The 16999-nt window shown below is 67.8% G+C and carries 19 protein-coding genes; 12 read left to right on the forward strand and 7 right to left on the reverse strand.

What is annotated here, in order from left to right; genetic code table 11:
- The 4 genes from AAC997_RS17440 to AAC997_RS17455 all read right to left on the reverse strand — a co-directional run.
- A partial coding sequence (locus AAC997_RS17440) for an Hpt domain-containing protein (RefSeq protein WP_340646977.1) occupies window positions 1-1126 on the reverse strand: 1126 nt, incomplete at its 3' end.
- A gap of 29 nt (window positions 1127-1155) precedes the next feature.
- Window positions 1156-1527, reverse strand: coding sequence for a response regulator (locus tag AAC997_RS17445; protein ID WP_340646978.1), 372 nt, complete (start codon window positions 1525-1527; stop codon window positions 1156-1158).
- On the reverse strand, window positions 1524-1832 hold the full coding sequence (locus tag AAC997_RS17450; protein ID WP_340646979.1) for an STAS domain-containing protein: 309 nt from the start codon (window positions 1830-1832) through the stop codon (window positions 1524-1526). The genes AAC997_RS17445 and AAC997_RS17450 overlap by 4 nt, the downstream gene beginning before the upstream one ends.
- Complete coding sequence (locus AAC997_RS17455) at window positions 1832-3472, reverse strand: methyl-accepting chemotaxis protein (protein WP_340646980.1); 1641 nt, start codon at window positions 3470-3472, stop codon at window positions 1832-1834. The genes AAC997_RS17450 and AAC997_RS17455 overlap by 1 nt, the downstream gene beginning before the upstream one ends.
- A 468-nt stretch (window positions 3473-3940) precedes the next feature.
- Here AAC997_RS17455 and AAC997_RS17460 point away from each other — a divergent pair, with 468 nt between their 5' ends.
- Together AAC997_RS17460 and AAC997_RS17465 are read left to right on the forward strand one after the other, a co-directional pair.
- Window positions 3941-5134 (forward strand): acyl-CoA dehydrogenase family protein, encoded by a 1194-nt coding sequence (locus AAC997_RS17460; protein WP_340646981.1) that lies wholly within the window; start codon window positions 3941-3943, stop codon window positions 5132-5134.
- Entirely contained in the window at window positions 5134-6216 is a 1083-nt protein-coding gene (locus AAC997_RS17465) for an acyl-CoA dehydrogenase family protein (protein WP_340646982.1), read from the forward strand. The genes AAC997_RS17460 and AAC997_RS17465 overlap by 1 nt, the downstream gene beginning before the upstream one ends.
- On the opposite strand, the gene AAC997_RS17470 is transcribed toward AAC997_RS17465, so the two are convergent.
- Window positions 6213-6524, reverse strand: coding sequence for a GNAT family N-acetyltransferase (locus tag AAC997_RS17470; RefSeq protein WP_340646983.1), 312 nt, complete (start codon window positions 6522-6524; stop codon window positions 6213-6215). The genes AAC997_RS17465 and AAC997_RS17470 overlap by 4 nt on opposite strands.
- A gap of 164 nt (window positions 6525-6688) precedes the next feature.
- Between AAC997_RS17470 and AAC997_RS17475 the strand changes: the two genes are divergently transcribed.
- The 7 genes from AAC997_RS17475 (at window position 6689) to AAC997_RS17505 (ending at window position 11628) form a co-directional block, all read left to right on the forward strand.
- Window positions 6689-7219, forward strand: a complete 531-nt coding sequence (locus tag AAC997_RS17475; RefSeq protein ID WP_340646984.1) for a Spy/CpxP family protein refolding chaperone — start codon at window positions 6689-6691, stop codon at window positions 7217-7219.
- 82 nt (window positions 7220-7301) lie between these two features.
- Window positions 7302-8033, forward strand: coding sequence for a response regulator (locus AAC997_RS17480; RefSeq protein ID WP_340646985.1), 732 nt, complete (start codon window positions 7302-7304; stop codon window positions 8031-8033).
- Window positions 8030-9514 carry a HAMP domain-containing sensor histidine kinase gene (locus AAC997_RS17485; RefSeq protein ID WP_340646986.1) on the forward strand — a complete coding sequence of 495 codons (1485 nt, stop codon included), beginning with the start codon at window positions 8030-8032 and terminating at the stop codon, window positions 9512-9514. Before AAC997_RS17480 ends, AAC997_RS17485 begins: the two co-directional genes overlap by 4 nt.
- Window positions 9515-9663: 149 nt before the next feature.
- Window positions 9664-9882, forward strand: coding sequence for a hypothetical protein (locus AAC997_RS17490; RefSeq protein ID WP_340646987.1), 219 nt, complete (start codon window positions 9664-9666; stop codon window positions 9880-9882).
- 54 nt (window positions 9883-9936) lie between these two features.
- Window positions 9937-10260 (forward strand): HPF/RaiA family ribosome-associated protein, encoded by a 324-nt coding sequence (locus tag AAC997_RS17495; protein WP_340646988.1) that lies wholly within the window; start codon window positions 9937-9939, stop codon window positions 10258-10260.
- A gap of 83 nt (window positions 10261-10343) precedes the next feature.
- Window positions 10344-10793 carry an Rrf2 family transcriptional regulator gene (locus AAC997_RS17500; RefSeq protein WP_340646989.1) on the forward strand — a complete coding sequence of 150 codons (450 nt, stop codon included), beginning with the start codon at window positions 10344-10346 and terminating at the stop codon, window positions 10791-10793.
- Between the two features lie 58 nt (window positions 10794-10851).
- Window positions 10852-11628 carry a sulfite exporter TauE/SafE family protein gene (locus AAC997_RS17505; protein ID WP_340646990.1) on the forward strand — a complete coding sequence of 259 codons (777 nt, stop codon included), beginning with the start codon at window positions 10852-10854 and terminating at the stop codon, window positions 11626-11628.
- A 121-nt stretch (window positions 11629-11749) separates the two neighbouring features.
- Here the strand turns inward: AAC997_RS17505 and AAC997_RS17510 are convergent, their stop codons facing one another.
- On the reverse strand, window positions 11750-12475 hold the full coding sequence (locus tag AAC997_RS17510; RefSeq protein WP_340646991.1) for a DUF502 domain-containing protein: 726 nt from the start codon (window positions 12473-12475) through the stop codon (window positions 11750-11752).
- A 379-nt stretch (window positions 12476-12854) separates the two neighbouring features.
- Between AAC997_RS17510 and AAC997_RS17515 the strand changes: the two genes are divergently transcribed.
- Genes AAC997_RS17515 through AAC997_RS17525 form a run of 3 tightly spaced genes read left to right on the forward strand, consistent with a single transcriptional unit; the run spans window position 12855 to window position 16421 of the window.
- Window positions 12855-13964, forward strand: coding sequence for an S-(hydroxymethyl)glutathione dehydrogenase/class III alcohol dehydrogenase (locus AAC997_RS17515; protein ID WP_340646992.1), 1110 nt, complete (start codon window positions 12855-12857; stop codon window positions 13962-13964).
- 2 nt (window positions 13965-13966) lie between these two features.
- Window positions 13967-14791 carry an S-formylglutathione hydrolase gene (gene fghA, locus AAC997_RS17520; RefSeq protein WP_340646993.1) on the forward strand — a complete coding sequence of 275 codons (825 nt, stop codon included), beginning with the start codon at window positions 13967-13969 and terminating at the stop codon, window positions 14789-14791.
- Between the two features lie 58 nt (window positions 14792-14849).
- Window positions 14850-16421, forward strand: a complete 1572-nt coding sequence (locus AAC997_RS17525; protein ID WP_340646994.1) for a carboxylesterase/lipase family protein — start codon at window positions 14850-14852, stop codon at window positions 16419-16421.
- On the opposite strand, the gene AAC997_RS17530 is transcribed toward AAC997_RS17525, so the two are convergent.
- Entirely contained in the window at window positions 16418-16915 is a 498-nt protein-coding gene (locus AAC997_RS17530; RefSeq protein ID WP_340646995.1) for a hypothetical protein, read from the reverse strand. The genes AAC997_RS17525 and AAC997_RS17530 overlap by 4 nt on opposite strands.
- Window positions 16916-16999: the final 84 nt, after the last annotated feature.

Here is a 16999-nt window from a genome sequence, read left to right on the forward strand (position 1 = left end):
AGGCCTCCATCCGCGAGGTCTTCGAATTCGTCGAGGACGACTGCAACCTGACCATCACCCGCGACGGCGGCGGCGCGACACTTTGGGCGCGGGCGATCAGGGCCGCGACATTTTCTGCCGGAGCTTCGGTGGGGACCGCTTCGGCGACGATCTCGGGCGCGGCTTCCGGTTCGGCAGGGGCGCCACCACCGCCGACGCGGGCCAGCAGGGCTGCGATATCCAGATCGGCGTTGGCCGAAGCCGCCGCGGCGCGGTCGTCGTCGCTCAGGTCATCATCGGCCACCGGGGCCGAGACGCCGCCGCCGTCGCGGGTGATGGTCAGGTTGCAGTCGTCCTCGACGAATTCGAAGACCTCGCGGATGGAGGCCTCGTCGGAGTCGGTGAACAGCTGGATGCGCCAGCTCACATAGGCCTGCTCGGCGGCGAGCTGGTCCAGGGGCGGCAGGGCTTCGTCGATCAGCGTGACCCGGGTCTCGCCCAGGCGCGCCAGTTCGCGCAGCACCAGACCGGCCTCGTTGGCCTTGGCGTACATCTCCGACTTGGGTGAGAATTCCACGGTCCAGGAGGAGAGATCTTCCTGCGGCGCTTCGTCCACGATCGCCGTTTCGATGCCGGCCTGCGCGTCCTGGGCGTCCAGGTCGATGAACCCGCCCGGCGTGTCCTCGCCCTCGATGCTCAGGGTGAGGGGCACGAAGCCGAAGTCCTCGTCGCCACCGCCGTCCAGGGCGTCGTCTTCCTCTTCGCCGCCGATCAGCCCGCGAAGTTCGCCATAGGCGCCTTGCGAGCGGCCTTCCTCCACCTTGCCGCCGTCCCGGGCGGCCGCCACATGGTCGGCCAGGACATCAAAGGCCCGCAGCAGGGTCTTGGCGACCTCGTCGGTCAGCTCCATCTTTCCGGAGCGGATTTCGTCCATCACCGTCTCGAAGACGTGGGCGAAACGGATCAGGTCTTCTAGCCCGAAGGCCCCTGCGCCGCCCTTCACTGAATGGACGGCACGGAAGACGGCATTGATCGTCTCGTCGTCAGCCTCGCCCGACTCCATGGCCAACAGGCCCTGTTCAGCGTCGGTCAGGAGTTCATCGCACTCCTGGAAGAACGTCTGTTTGATGCTCTCGAACGGATCCAACGGAACGCTCCGAAACGGCTTCTAGAAGGTCAGGCGGCGACGCGGCGAACGGCGTCGACCAGTTTCACAGGGTTGAAGGGCTTCACGATCCAGCCCGTGGCCCCGGCCGAACGGGCCCGCTCCTTCTTGGCGGCATCGCTTTCCGTGGTCAGGACCAGTATCGGCGTGGCGCGGTGGTCGGGATTGGCGCGGACGCCTTCGATCACGCCGAAGCCGTCGAGGCGAGGCATGTTGATGTCGGTGATCACCACGTCCACCGTGCCGGCATTGGCCTGGAGGACTTCCAGGCCATCCACGCCGTCCACGGCCTGGATGACGCGGTAGCCCGCCTCAACCAGCGCGTGGTTCAGCATTTCCCGCATGGTGCGGCTATCGTCGATCGTCAGTACGGTCTTCGTCACGAAAGTTCCCCTTGCGGTTCGAATTGAAGCTCGGGTTCACCGAACGCAGCCAGTTGCTCTGAAAACGCCAAAGATGGTTGATCCACCGTTAAGCAGATGCCGTCCTCGGCCCAGATTTTGCGCGCAGACATCAAAACCTGCAGGCAGAGACCACCCATGCGGGTGACCTGAGAGGCGTCGAGGTCCACCGGACGGCCGCGCAGGGCCATCAGCTCGGCACGCAGCGGCTCGGCCGCTTGCAGGTCCAGGACCGGGGCCAGGCTGACGGTCGCCCGTTCCGCGATGGTTGCGGTGTCCGTGGCCATCAGAATTCTTCCCATTCATCGGCGCCCGATTGCGGCGCGGGTTTGCGGAGCGCCGCGCCGTCGCGGGCCGAGGTGCGGACCTGGGCCGCGCCGTGACGGGCGGCGAAGGCCGCGGCCGGAGGGCGGCGGGTTGGCGTGACTGTGGCGTTGCGGGCGATGGCTTGGGGCGGCGCGTGTTGCGCGCCGATCTGGAACATGCCGATGGAGCCCGCGAGCCCCTGAGCTTCCTGGGCCAGGCTGTGGCTGGCGGCGGTGGACTGCTCCACCATCGCCGCGTTCTGCTGGGTAACCTGGTCCATCTGGTTGACGGCGGTGTTGACCTCGGCGAGGCCCACAGCCTGCTCCTGGGCGCTGGCGGCGATTTCACTCACCAGGCTGTCGATCTCGGCCACCCGGCTGACGATGCGTTGGAGGGCTTCGCCGGTCTGACCCACCAACTGGACGCCGGACGTGACCTGGGCGGTCGACGCGCTGATCAGCGCCTTGATCTCCTTGGCGGCTTCGGCCGAGCGCTGGGCCAGGGCCCGGACCTCGGAGGCCACGACGGCGAAGCCGCGGCCAGCCTCGCCAGCCCGTGCCGCTTCAACGCCAGCGTTCAAGGCCAGCAGGTTGGTCTGGAAGGCGATCTCGTCGATCACCCCGATGATCTGGCTGATCTGCTGGGCGGAGTTCTCGATCTGGCTCATGGCCGAGACGGCCTGCTGCACCACCTCGCCGCTGGTCTGGGCGTCGCCGCGGGCGGCCAGCACAACCTCGGCGCAGGCCTTGGCGCCGGTGGCGGTCTTGCGGACGGTGACGGTGATCTCATCCAGCGCCGCGGCGGTCTCTTCCAGGGTCGCGGCTTGCTGTTCGGTGCGGCGCGAGAGGTCGTCGGCGGCGGTGCTGATCTCGCCAGCTCCGGCATGGATGCCCGAGACGTTGCCGGCTATGGCTCCCATCACCTCTTCCAGGTGGCTGATGGCCTTGTTGAAGTCGGCGCCGAGCTGGGCGTACTCGCCCGACAGGTTTTGAGCCATTCGATGGCGCAGGTCGCCCTCGCTCAGCGCCTGCAAGGCCCCGGCCAAGCCGTGGATGGCCTTCTTCTGTTCCAGGTCGAGTTCGCTGCGCAGGCCTGCGGCGTCACCGTGCTGATGTTCGACAATCTCGTTCTGGAAGGACAGCAGCAGGTCCATATCCAGCAAGGCGGCCTTGATCACTGCGCCGATGGCGTCAGCCGCCTTGCCGCGCTGGGCGGTCTTGGCGCCGAAACCCTTGGGCCAGTGGTCGGCCAGGATGGAGCGCACCATCTCGTCGAGGATGCGGGCGTAGCCGCCAATCGCCCACTCGGACTTGAACCCGATATTGACGTGCGCCTCGGCGATGGCGCGGACGTCCTTCAGATAGGCTTCATCATACCGCGCGGTGAGCACGCCGCCCCAGCGGCCGATCTGGCGCTGCTGGGCCTTTGCCATGTGTTCGGGGCCGCCGAACACGCTGCGGGTCTGGTCGTGGCGGGCGAGCTGTTCATAGAAGGCGGCGATGGCCACCGGCAGCGCGCGTTCCACCACGGGCCGGGCGTCCACCAGGGCCGCGCGGGCCTTGGCGTCCAGACCGATGAAGTCGAGGCGACGGTCGAGGGCGATGGCCTTGGTGTCAGACATGCGGGCGCTCAAACTTCTGAGCAGCCGCGAGGGGCGCGGTCTCGCATTTGAGTCGGCGATCCGGCGAACGCGAATCTTCGAACCCGGGGAGACTCAGAGGCGTCGCCATGATGCTGGCAAACAAAGGGGAATACTTCGAGATACTAAAAACGATCATCGCGAGCCCCCTGTTGATCTGCCTGTCTTGAGCGAATTCTGAGGAGGCGACGGACGCGCCAAGGCCAGTTCGATCAGACGTCTCAATTGGGTACGGTGTTTGGCTTGAAGAAATGGTTACCGGAATCTTGGCCCGGCTCGGCCGTGGGCGCCCTTCCCCAATAAAAGCCGCGACTTGGGGCTCTCCGCGACAATCTGGCGCGCGCGGTCGACGTTAAGAACTGAGCCGGCGGGTTCCGCGAGGTCAGACTTGCGGATGAGCCCGGACGGTGTTGGCCTGTCTGACAACAAGAGACGGCCGGAGGATGACCCATGGACCTGAGGTTGACGCCCGATATGGAGGCGTTCCGTGACGAGGTGCGCGGCTTCCTTGATCACCACAAGGACCGCTATGCTCCGGGCGCCGGCGCCGATCGTCCCCGTGAAGCGGCCACCGAGTGGCAGGCCCTGCTGATCGACAACGGATACGCGGCCCGCACGATTCCCAAGGCCTATGGCGGCTACGGCGCGAAACCCGACATCCTGAAGTCCAGGATCATCGCCGAGGAATTCACCGCCGCCGGCGCGCCTCGCGGCTTCGCCAACCAGGGCATTTCCATGCTGGTGCCGACCTTGCTTGAGGTGGGGTCGGAGGAACAAAAGACCCGCTGGATTTCACCGACTCTGCGCGGCGAGACCGTCTGGTGCCAGGGCTATTCCGAACCGGGGGCCGGATCGGACCTCGCCAACCTGCAAACCAAGGCGGTGGAGGACGGCGAGGACTTCCTGATCTCGGGCCAAAAAATTTGGACGAGCACGGCCGCCCAGGCCGACATGATTTTCTGCCTGGTGCGTACCGAGCCGCAGGCGCCCAAGCATGACGGGATTTCCTACATCCTGTTTCCCATGAGCACGCCGGGGATCGAGGTGCGGCCGCTGAAGACCATGACCGGGTCGGCGGAGTTCAATGAGGTGTTCTTCACCGACGTCCGGGTTCCGCAGAGCGCGGTGGTCGGCGGGCGGGGGCGGGGCTGGTTCGTGGCCAATGCGACGCTGAAGCATGAACGCGGCATGCTGGGGGACCCCAATGCCACGGAGGCGCGGTTCGCGACCTTGGTCGACCTGATGAAGACCGAAATCGTCGACGGACAGCGGCTGATCGACAATCCGGTGATGGCCGACCGCCTGATGGCTTTGCAGGCCCGCGTGATGACCATGAAGTTCAATGGCCTGCGGACGCTCACAGCCTCGATGACCGGCGAGAGCGCTGGGATGGCGGCCATGGTGGTCAAGCTGCAGGGCTGCGAACTGAACCACCAGATCGCGGCCCTGGCCATCGACGCGCTCGGCGAACTGGGGGTGCTCTATGAGGACGGGTCGCACCTGCGCGCCAAGGGTACGTGGCAACGAAGTTACATGTTCGACCTGGGGCTGATCATCGGCGGTGGTACGGCCCAGATTCAGAAGAACATCATCGCCGAGCGGGGCCTTGGCCTGCCGCGCGAACCGAAGCTGGCGGTGGTCTGATGGATTTCTCACTCACCGAAGATCAGAGGATGATGCAGGAGAGCCTCAGCCGCACCCTGGCCGAGGCGTCCTCCCTGGACCGCGTGCGTCGGTTCGCCGGTGATCCCGTCGACCGGGGCGCTGATATCTGGGCCGCGCTAACCGATTTCGGCCTGCCGGGCATCGTGATCCCCGAGGAGTATGGCGGGCTGGGCCTGACCCTGATGGATGCGGCCCTGATGTCCGAGGCGCTGGGCAGAGCGGTGACACCGGTTCCCTTCCTGGCCGCGGTGCTGGCGCCCCTAGCCCTGCGGCTGGCGGGGTCGAGCGAGCAACAGGCCAAATGGCTGCCGAAGCTGGCGTCGGGCGAGGTGACAGCGGCGGTCGCCATTTCCGAGGGCGTGGCCGGGGCCCGCGACGGGGCCGGCGTCATGGCCTCGGGCTGCAAGCTCAAGGGCAAGGCGCTATTCGTGCCCGGAGGCCTGGGCGCGGACCTGCTGATCGTCGCTGACACCGGTGGCGGCCTGCATCTCGTCGAAGGCGACGCGGCGGGCCTGACGCGGGAGATCATGACCGGCATCGACCTCACCCGGCGGATGGCCGAACTGAGCTTCGACTCGGTCGCCGCCGAGCCGCTGACCGGGGACAAGGGCGCTCTCGCCCGGCTGCGCGACGCCGGCTGGGTGCTGCTGGCCGCCGACACCCTGGGCGCCTGCGACGTGATGATCGAGAAGGCGGTGGCCTATGCCAAGGAGCGCAAGCAGTTTGGCCGGGTGATCGGCTCGTTCCAGGCGGTGAAGCACCTCTGCGCCGAGATGGCCGCCGAGCTGGAGCCCTGCCGGTCGCTCGTCTGGTACGCCGGCTACGCCTTCGATGCCGCGCCTGAGGAAAGCTCGCTGGTGGCGGCCCACGCCAAGGCGCACCTGTCGGAGGTCTCCCGCTTCATCGCCCGCACGTCGACCGAGGTGCATGGCGGGATGGGCATCACCGATCTGCTGGGCCTGCATTTCTGGTTCAAGCGGGTAGGCTTGAACCGCCAGCTGCTGGGTGGCCCCGAACGGGTCCGCGCGCTGGCCGCCCAGATGCAGGGCCTGACCGCTTAAGGGGTCGCGAGCCCCTCGCGCATGTCGGGGTGCACCAGGTCGTGCAGCTCCGGCCGCTTGGCGATGTAGGCGTGGAAGAAGGCGCAGGTGGGCTTCACCCACAGCTTGTGCTCCCGGGCATAGGTCAGGCCCGCCTGGACCAGCTTGCCGCCCACCCCCTTGCCGGCGAAGGCGTCGGGCACGACCGTGTGCGGGAAGGTGATGGTGTCGCCCGCCAGCTGGTATTCGGCGAAGGCTGTCTCGTCGCCCAAGGCCGCCTCGAACCGGCGGTTGTCGGTGTTCATGGTCACGGTCAGGTCGTCGGCCATGCGGCTCTCCCGGAAATGCTGTCACCCGCAGACAAGCATGGCGGCGTAGGAGGCGGCTAGAGCCCCTCCCGTTTCAGCTCTGTTTCAATTCCGAGTTTGTGACCGACATCAAGGCGGGCCGCGACCATGCGAGCTTAGGTGCAAGTTTCCCACGGAGGAATTCCATGACCAGATACGCAGCCCTCGCGGCCATAGGCCTGTTTGTTGTCGCCGGCCCAGCGGCTGCCCAGCCCCCCAGCCCGCCGCCGGGCCGGGGAGATATGCACAGTATGCACGGCATGGCCGACTCCGCCGCCATGAAGGCGAAGATGGCCGAGCGCATGGCGCAGATGGACAAGGACATGCACACCATCCTGCGCCTGCGTCCTGACCAGGAAACCACCTGGCGCGCCTTCCGGAACGCCATGCATCCCCAGACCATGCCGATGGCAATGGCCGCGCCCAAGACCGGCATGACCACGCCGCAGCAGCTGGACGAGATGGACAGGAAGGCGGCCGAACGTCAGGCTGGCCACGACAAGATGGAGGCCGCCACGCGGGCCTTCTACGCCGCCCTTTCTCCCGACCAGCAGGCCGTGTTCGACGCCCTGCACCGGATGCATGGCGCCGGCGCCATGATGCACGGGCGGGGGCCGATGATGGGGCGACGGGTCATGATGATGCACGGCGGCCCCGGTGGCCCGCCCCACGACTGATGCGACGCGGCGGGCGGTCATCGAGACCAATTGTGGCGGGGGTGCGATAGTGACGCCACTTTTCGCCTGCACTGACGCTTGCATGACCCCAGCCGCCAACGGCTTCCCTGTGCCGCAGATCCTCGTCGTCGACGACGATGCGGAGCTGCGGGGCGGGATCGCCGACTATCTGGGCCAGCACGGCTACGGAGTGCTCCAGGCGGGCGACGCCATCAGCATGGAGCGGGCGCTGGCCGGCGCGGCCATCGACCTGATCGTGCTCGATCTGATGCTGCCGGGCGAAGATGGGCTCTCCATCTGCCGGCGCATCGCCGATGGCGGCGGACCGGCGATCATCATGCTGTCGGCCATGGGCGAGGAGATCGACCGCATCCTGGGCCTGGAACTGGGCGCCGACGACTATCTGGCCAAGCCCTGCAGCCCCCGCGAACTGCTGGCCCGGGTCCGCGCCGTGCTGCGCCGCCGGGAGGACGCCCGCGGTCCGGGGCCGGTGAAGGGCAAGGCCTACTTCTTTCTGGGCTTCACCCTGGACGGCGTCCGCCGCCAGTTGCGCGCGCCCAATGGGGTCACCATCCTGCTGACGGCCGGGGAGTTCTCCCTGCTCAGCGCCTTCCTCGATCACCCCCAGCGGATTCTCTCGCGGGACGAGCTGATCGAGAAGGCGCGGGGCGGTGACGCCGATGTCTTCGACCGCGCCATCGACGTTCAGATCAGTCGCCTGCGCCGCAAGCTGCACGACTGCACCCCCGATGAGGTGATCAAGACCTATCGCGGCGCGGGTTACCTGTTTGACGCCAAGGTGACGCGGACGTGAGGCGCTGGGGGCGCACCCGCGCGCCCATCGCCCTGCAGTTGGTGGCGCTGCTGGTGGTGAGCCTGATCGCGGCCCAGGCCGTCACCTTCGCTGTGGTGGTGTTGATGCCGCCGCCGCCGCGGGCCGTCTATCGGATCGAGGAGGTGGCCCTGGCCTTGAAGGGCGGGTCACTCACCCCGCGCTTCGGGCGTTCCCTGGAGCGCCAGGTGCAGGCGCAGCCGCCGGCCGGGCCCGCCAACGAACCCTTCCCTCGCGAACAGGGCGCCCGGCGCCTGGCGGTGCTGCTGGGGGTGAAAGAGGCCGACGTGCGGCTGGCTCAGCACATGAACTTCCCCGGCCGCCTGCACCGCACCCTGGGTCTGCACGGCCCAGGCCCGGAGATGCGCCGGGGCATGATCGAGGGCGGCCCGCCGTCGGGGCCTGGTCATCCGTCGCCGGGCGAGGGTTCAGGCGCTCGGCGCGCGGAGTTCAACGTCATTTTCCAGACCGGTCGCGCCCCGCATGGCCCGGCTCATATGCTGGCCCTGCATGAGATGGGGCCGCCGCTGTTCGGTGAGTTCAGCGCCGCCGTACGCCGGCCCGACGGCCAATGGCTGGTGGTGCGGCCTCAGCCCGAGCCCTTTCCAAACGACTGGCAGCGCCGGGTGCTGCTGTGGCTGGCCGGATGTCTGCTGGCGGTGGCGCCGCTGGGATACTTCTTCGCCCGCCGGATCACCGCGCCTCTGGAGCAGTTCGCCCGCGCCGCCGAGACCTTGGGGCGCGATCCCAGCGGGCCGCTGATGGCCTTGTCCGGCCCCGCAGAGGTGGGCGCGGCGGCTCGGGCCTTCAACGACATGCAGGTGCGGCTGAAGCGGTTCATCGACGACCGCACGGCCATGGTCGGCGCCATTTCGCACGACCTGCGCACGCCGCTGGCCCGCATCCGTTTCAAGCTGGAGGGCGCGCCGAGGCCGGTGAAGGACGCGGTGCTGGCCGACGTCGCCCAGATGGAGGCGATGATCACCTCGGTCCTGGCCTTCATCCGCGACGCCAGCGCCGTCCGGCTCCGGGAGCGGCTGGACCTGCTGTCGCTGCTGGAATGCCTGGTGGACGACGCCGGAGACCGGGACGTGACCGTGGTGGAGGGCAGCGCGCCGGTGACGGTGGAGGCCGATGCGCTGGGTCTGCAGCGGCTGTTCGACAATCTGCTGGACAATGCCGTGAAGTACGGTGCGCGGGGCCGGGTCCGGGTGTTGCTGGAGGAGGGTCACGCGGTGGTGGAGATCGCCGACGACGGGCCTGGCCTGGCCGACGGTGACCTGGAGCGGGTGTTCCAGCCCTTCTACCGCGCCGAGGCCGCGCGGACCCTGGACGGCGGCGGGGTCGGCCTGGGTCTCGCCGTGGCGCGGTCCATCGCGCGGGCCCATGGCGGCGACGTTGTGCTGGTGTCGTCGCCGGCAGGGCTGACGGCGCGGGTGCGGTTGCCGCTCTCGGCGGGGTAGGCGAAAGAACGCCCCTGGCGAAACCAGCGCCCCTGGGGCGGCGCCCGTGATCCGTGCAGAGTGCCAAGGCTGTGATGCAACCCGCGAGCCGACAAGGGGTTGGTTTTTCAGGGATGACGCTTCCAAGCCCCCGGAAAAGAGAATCACCAATGTCTACTTCCAAGGCCACACCCCTCGCCGCCCAAGTCTCCGAGGCGCAACGCGCGATGGAGCTGAAAGCCGCCGCACCGGCCGCCGCGCATCCGTCGCCCGGACAGACGGCCAATGAGGGTATGAATCCGACGCCGAACGCCACGGTCGCCTCCTCCGGCGCGTTCGACGCCGAGGGCCAACGCCCCGTTCTCGAGCGCTCGCGAAAGGTGCGTTGACGGCTGGCGAGGAACGCCGCGCCGCCACCCCGAGTTGATCACCAGGAGACCGACATGGACGTTCAAATCAACACCGCCAACAATATCGAAGGCCGTGAGGCCCTCAGCCAGCATCTCGAGGGCGCGGTTCGCGACCGCCTCTCGAGATTTGAGGACCGGCTCACCCGCGTCGAGATGCACGTCGGGGACGAGAACGGGGACAGGGATAGCGGCCATGACAAACGCTGTGTCGTGGAGGCCCGGCCCGCCGGCCTTCAGCCGGTGAGCGTGACCGAGCAAGCCGACTCGATTGAGCAGGCGACCTCTGGAGCCTTGGGAAAAATGGTGTCGGCCCTCGACCGGACGTTCGGCAAGCTGAGCGACCGCAAGGGCCACTAACGCGGCCCTCGGTCCGCAAGGTGTTCGAGACAGCGGCTCCGCTCTGGCTGGTACAGCCTGAGCCGGCGCTGTACTGATTGGTCATGCTTTCTCAGCGGGCCCGCTATGCACTCCGCGCGCTCGTTTATCTCACGGCGCGCACCGACCCGGGGCCAGCCGCCATTGGGGAGATCGCCGAGGCGGCGGCGGCACCCCGGAAATTCCTTGAGGCCATCCTCCTAGAGTTGAAACGTCGGCACCTGCTGGTGAGCACGCGGGGCCGATTCGGCGGCTATGCCCTGGCCCGCCCTGCCTCGGACATCACGTTCGCCGACGTCATTCGCGCGCTGGACGGACCGCTAGCGCTCGCACCCTGCGCATCGAAGACCGCTTATCGACCCTGCGAGACCTGTCCCACAATCGCGGAGTGTCCCATCCATCCGGCCCTCGTCCGGGCCCGGGATGCTGTCGCTGAGGTCTTGGAGGGCTGGACCCTGGAGACGGCGGCGCTCTCGGAAGGCTTGTCAGAAAACCTTCCAGGGCCCATAACTTAAATCCTATAGACTTAATAGTAATTGAGATTGACCATGGCGCTTCACACGGAGCGTCACCTTGGAAAATTTCATCCTCTTCGCCGCCGTCGGCTTTCTGGCCCAGGCGATCGACGGCGCGCTTGGCATGGCCTACGGGGTCATCTCCTCGACGGTGCTGTTGGGCTTTGGCGTGCCGCCGGCCGTGGCCTCAGCCAGCGTGCATGCCGCCGAGGTCTTCACCACCGCCGCCTCCGCCGGCTCGCATGCGGTCAACCGGAACGTCAATTGGAAGCTCTTCGCGCCGCTCGCGGCGGGGGGCTGCGTGGGCGGAGCCATCGGTGCGTTCGTGCTCACCTCGATAGACGGAGGCGCACTGAAGCCCTTCATAACCGGCTACCTCGCCCTGATGGGCGCGACGATCCTCTACCGGGCCTGGCGGGCCGGAACGCCTCGCAATTTCCCCGTCAAATATAGCGGCCCCTTGGGACTGGTTGGCGGGTTCCTGGATGCGGTCGGCGGCGGTGGATGGGGCCCCACGGTGACGACCGCCTTGGTGGGCGCCGGTGCTGAACCCCGGCTTAGCGTGGGCACCGCGAATACCGCCGAGTTCTTCGTAACCGCGACCATCTCGGCCGCCTTCCTGGCGGCCTTGCTAACCGGACACTGGGAGAACGCCGAAGGTATAACCAGCCACGCGACCTCCGTTGCAGGTCTCATCGCGGGCGGGTTGTTGGCGGCGCCGCTGGCCGGCTACATCGTCCGCATTGTCCCAGTAAAGGTCCTCACCTACGCTGTGGGCGTCGTCGTCCTCCTTCTCGCCGGATACCAGACGGCACGGCTGGTTGGCTTGCTTTGAGCCGGGCTGAAGTCGCCGTCGTTCTTACGCCTGCGGCCATTCCGGTCGACGAGCCGCTGTTCGGAGTCGGCGACGCAGGTTCGCCAGCGGCCTCGGTTCCCTCCTAACCGTCCTTTGCGCCTCAACCTTCGGGACTGGGCGCGGACGGTGGCGGCGGCATGCCCGTCTGGCGGTAGACCACCGTCTCGGGCGAGATGGCGCCGCCCGAGACAATGAACTGCATGGCTTCGTTGATGGTCCAGTCGAGCCAGACCAGGCGGTCCACCGGGACGATCTCGACATAGCCCGAGGTGGGATTGGGGGTGGTGGGGACATAGACGGCGGCCAGTTCCTCGCCCGTGTCGTGGGCGCGGAACCGTTTGGTGACCAGGCCCACGCACCGCATCTCCGGAGAAGGAAACTCGATCAGCACCACGTTCTTGGTGGTCTCCGGCACGCCGTGGAAGGTGGTGATCAGCTTGCGCGCCGAGCCGTAGACCATGTTGCCCACCGGGATCCGGGTGATCAGCCCGGTGATCGCTTCGCCCACCATCCGGCCAATCACGCCCTTGGCCAGCGTGCCGATCACGATAAGGGCCGCGGCCGCGACCAGGGCGTTGACGATCCCCCACTGCACCGGATGGGCGTCGGCCCCCGCCAGGCCCAGCAGGGCGGCGATGGGAGCGGTGATCAGGCCGCCGAGCAGCGCCGCCACCTTGAGCACCAGCCACAGCACCCAGAGGGTGAGAACCAATGGCGCGATGGTGACGGCCCCTACCACCAGGGCGGCGGAGGCCTTTGCGGCCCAGCTCTGCACCTGCGCCCGGGTGCGGCGCAGCTCTTCCTCGGTCAATGCCCAGCGTTTCATCGCCCCTAGATAGCCCAGCCAATGGACCGGCGGGAGAGGCTTCGAAGGTGGCGCACAAGAAGGGCGTTCGCGCCTCACGGCGTTTCCGCCGTCTAAGGCGTCTGGACTGGCCAGGGGGTCTGGCCTTGGGTCCGTGCCCGAAAGAGCGCCACCCGTGATCAGGCGATGCAAAGGTCCGCTCAGCCAGGGCCGCTCCGGTCACGCCGGGGCCGATCGCGGGGGAAATTCCGTCGTTCCGCACCACCGGCGTCATACTGGGTTCGGACGTCGAAGCTTCGCAGCTAGGCCGTTTTGGCCCGAGGGAAATTTTGGCCGCCGGGGCGCCTTGCCTCCACCGCGACCGCCCGACATGGTCCGCCCAAGCTCTGGAGAACCCCCAATGAAGACCCGCGCCGCCGTCGCCTTCCAAGCCAAGCAGCCGCTCGAGATCGTCGAGGTGGACCTGGAGGGTCCGAAAGCCTTCGAGGTGCTGGTGGAGATCAAGGCCACGGGCATCTGTCACACCGACGCCTACACCCTGGATGGGCTGGACTCCGAAGGGATCTTCCCCTCGATCCTGGGCCATGAGGGGGCCGGCGTGGTGCTGGAGGTGGGACCCGGCGTCACCAGCGTGAAGCCCGGCGACCATGTGATCCCGCTCTACACGCCGGAATGCCGCCAGTGCAAAAGCTGCCTGTCGCGCAAGACCAACCTCTGTACGGCGATCCGCGGCACCCAGGGCAAGGGCCTGATGCCGGACGGCACCAGCCGGTTCTCCTACAAGGGTCAGGCCATCGCCCACTATATGGGCTGTTCGACCTTCGCCAATCACATCGTCCTGCCCGAGATCGCGGTGGCGAAAATCCGCGACGACGCCCCCTTCGACAAGGCCTGCTACATCGGCTGCGGGGTCACCACCGGGGTGGGCGCGGTGGTCAATACGGCCGGCGTGGAGCCCGGAGCCAATGTCATCGTCTTCGGCCTGGGCGGCATCGGCCTGAACGTCATCCAGGGCGCGCGGATGGTGGGTGCGGGCATGATCGTCGGCGTCGACATCAACCCCGACCGCGAGGCCTGGGGCCGCAAATTTGGCATGACCCACTTCGTCAATCCCAAGACCATCGACGGCGATATCGTCGCTCATCTGGTGGCCCTGACCGACGGGGGCGCCGACTACACCTTCGACTGCACCGGCAACACCGATGTCATGCGCCAGGCCCTGGAAGCCTGCCATCGCGGCTGGGGCGAGAGCATCATCATCGGGGTGGCCGAGGCCGGCAAGGAGATCGCCACCCGGCCGTTCCAGCTGGTCACCGGCCGGGTCTGGAAGGGCACGGCCTTCGGCGGCGCGCGGGGCCGCACCGACGTGCCGAAGATCGTCGACTGGTACATGGACGGCAAGATCGAGATCGACCCGATGATCACCCACGTCATGCCGCTGGAGGACATCAACAAGGCCTTCGACCTGATGCATTCGGGCGAGAGCATCCGTTCAGTGGTGGTGTTCTAGGGGTGGAGATCCTCAAGCAGCACAGGGTCCACGGCGGGACGCTCAGCTATTGCCGCCACGCCAGCGAGGCCACCGGCACGCCGATGACTTTCTCGATCTTCACGCCCGCCGGCGTGGGGCCGTTCCCCCTGCTGGTCTGGCTGTCGGGCCTGACCTGCACCGAGGACAACTTCACCACCAAGGCCGGCGCCTATGGGGCTGCGGCCGCGGCCGGGATGGCCATCGTGGCGCCTGACACCAGCCCGCGCGGGCAGGGCGTAGCCGACGACCCGGCCTATGACCTGGGGCAGGGGGCGGGGTTCTATGTGGACGCCACCCAGGAGCCCTGGGCGGAGCACTTCCAGATGGAGAGCTACATCACCGGCGACCTGCTGGCGGTGGTGGCCGATGGCTTCCCGGTGGACATGGGCCGGGTCGGGATCTCCGGCCACTCCATGGGCGGGCACGGGGCGCTGACCCTGGCCCTGCGGCATTCCAACCTGTTCAAGTCGGTGTCGGCCTTCGCGCCGATCTGTTCGCCGAGCCGCTGCGACTGGGGGCGCAAGGCCTTCACCGCCTATCTGGGGGCGCACGAGACCGCCTGGATGCCGCACGACGCCTGCGTGCTGATCGAGGCGGGCGCGGCGAAGTTTGATGACATTCTGGTGGACCAGGGGGCCGGGGATGACTTCCTGGAAAACCAGCTGAAGCCCGAGCTGCTGGCGGCGGCCTGCAAGACGGCGGGCCAGTCGCTGACCCTGCGGATGCAGCCGGGCTACGACCACTCCTACTTCTTCATGGCCAGCTTCATCGCCGACCACGTGGCCTGGCACGCCGCCCGCCTCTGAGGGACGTGACACCGGTGTCAAGCGGGGTCTATCCTTTCGGGAAACGCGGGAGGATGAGATGCGGGACCTGTCTCGACGCAGGTTGATCGCGGCAAGCGGCGCCTTGCTACTGCCATCCGGCGTTCACGCAGCGGGCGGGTCACCTGTCGCGAAGACGACGAACGGCCCCGTGCGTGGGTTCGTCGATCAAGGTGTCAAAGCTTTCAAGGGCGTGCGCTACGGCGCCGACACCGGCCCGCGCCGGTTCAAGCCGCCGCTGCCGCCGAACTCCTGGACGAAAGTTCTGAACGCCACCGCCTACGGGCCCAGTTCGCCTCAGGGGGGCCGCGACGACCAGGCGCAGAGCGAGGACTGCCTGTTCCTCAACGTCTGGACGCCGGGCCTGCGCGACGGCGGCAAGCGGGCGGTGATGGTCTACCTGCACGGTGGGGCCTATTCGACGGGGTCGGGCTCCTCGCCCCTCTATGATGGGGTGCGGCTTTGCCGACGCGGCGACGTGGTGGTGGTGACGCTCAATCACCGGCTCAACGTCTTCGGCTACGGCTTCCTGGCGAAGTTGGCGGGATCGGACTTCGCCGACAGCGGCAATGCCGGGATGCTGGACATCCTGCTGGCCCTGGCCTGGGTTCGCGACAACGCCGCCGAGTTCGGGGGCGATCCGGGCCGGGTCATGGTGTTTGGCCAGTCGGGCGGCGGGGCCAAGATCGCCACCATGATGGCCATGCCCAAGGCCACGGGGCTGTTCCACACCGCCGCCACCATGAGCGGCCAGCAGGTGACGGTCTCGGGCCCCCTGCACGCCACCGAGCGGATGACCCTGTTCCTCGCCACCGTGGGCCTGGCGCCTGACCGCGCTGCGCAGGCCGCGACCCTGCCGATGGGCAAGCTGCTGGAGGGGCTCAGCGTGCGCGATCCGTTCACGCCCGGCGCGCTCTATTTCGGGCCGGTGCTGGACGAGCGGTCCCTGACCCGTCACCCCTTCTGGCCGGACGCCGCGCCCCAGGGGCTGAAGATCCCGATGATCATAGGCAACACCCGCGACGAGGCCCGCGCCTTCGTGGCCCATTCCAAACCCGATCCCTTCGCCATGGGCTGGGACGACGTCGCCGGCCGGATCGCGCCGGAGATGCGGGTGGACATCGACCCCGACCATGTCGTCTCCGAATACCGGAAACTGTACCCGGCCTATTCGCCCAGCGAGGTGTTCTTCGCCGCCATCACGGCCGGGCGCTCCTGGCGCGGGGCGGTGATCGAGGCCGAGGAACGGGCGCGGGCGGGCGCGCCGGCCTTCGTCTACCAGCTGGACCTGCCCAGCACCGTGGAGGACGGACGCCTGCGGGCCATGCACACCACCGATATCCCGCTCGTCTTCAACAACCTGGCGGCCAAGGGGTCTCCCGTCGCGCCATCGCCCGCCGCGCAATCGGTGGCCGACAAGATGAGCGAGGCCTTCATCGCGCTGGCGAAGACCGGCGACCCAAACAATGCGGCGCTTCCCACCTGGACGCCCTACGAGCTGACCCAGCGGGCCACCATGGCCTTCGACGCCGAAACGCGGCTGGTGGACGACCCGCGGGGCGCCGAACGCCGCCTGTTCGCCAAGGTCCCCTACATCCAGCCCGGCACCTAGATCGCCCGGCGGAAGGGGACCACCACGTCGTCGGCCTCATAGGCCGCCATCGCAACCGGCGGCGGGGCCATGTCGGGGACCCGCAAGACCAGGCCGTTCATGGCGAAGGCCTGGGCCACCAGGCAGGCGGCGGCGGGGAAGGGCGGCTGGCAGACGTCGGCCAGCAGCCAGGCCAGGTGGGCCTCCAGGCGCGGATAGTCCTCCATCTGTGCGGCCGCGAAGATGGCCACGATCAGCTGCTCGTCGCGGCTGAGGCGGAAGGACCCGGGGACCGAGAGGGTGACCTTGCGCTTACCGCGCCGAGCCAGCTCGCGGACGAAGACCTCGAGCGCATTGAGCGCCTCGGCTCCGACAACCCCACAGGCGCGCTCGTACTGCCGCTGCACCAGGGGACAGGCGCCGACCCCATAGGCCATGGCCCGGAACCCCCAGACCAGCATGTGCTCGCCCTGGCTCAGGTCGCGGAGGTGGGCGGGGGTGGTTTCGCAGGGCATGGACGCGACTCCTTGAGGCACACCCTGGTTACTGCTGTTAATAATTATTAGCAACTAGTAGGCGGGCGGGCGGCTAATCATTTT

Origin of the sequence: Phenylobacterium sp. (assembly GCF_037968635.1) — a bacterium.
Classification (GTDB): domain Bacteria; phylum Pseudomonadota; class Alphaproteobacteria; order Caulobacterales; family Caulobacteraceae; genus Phenylobacterium.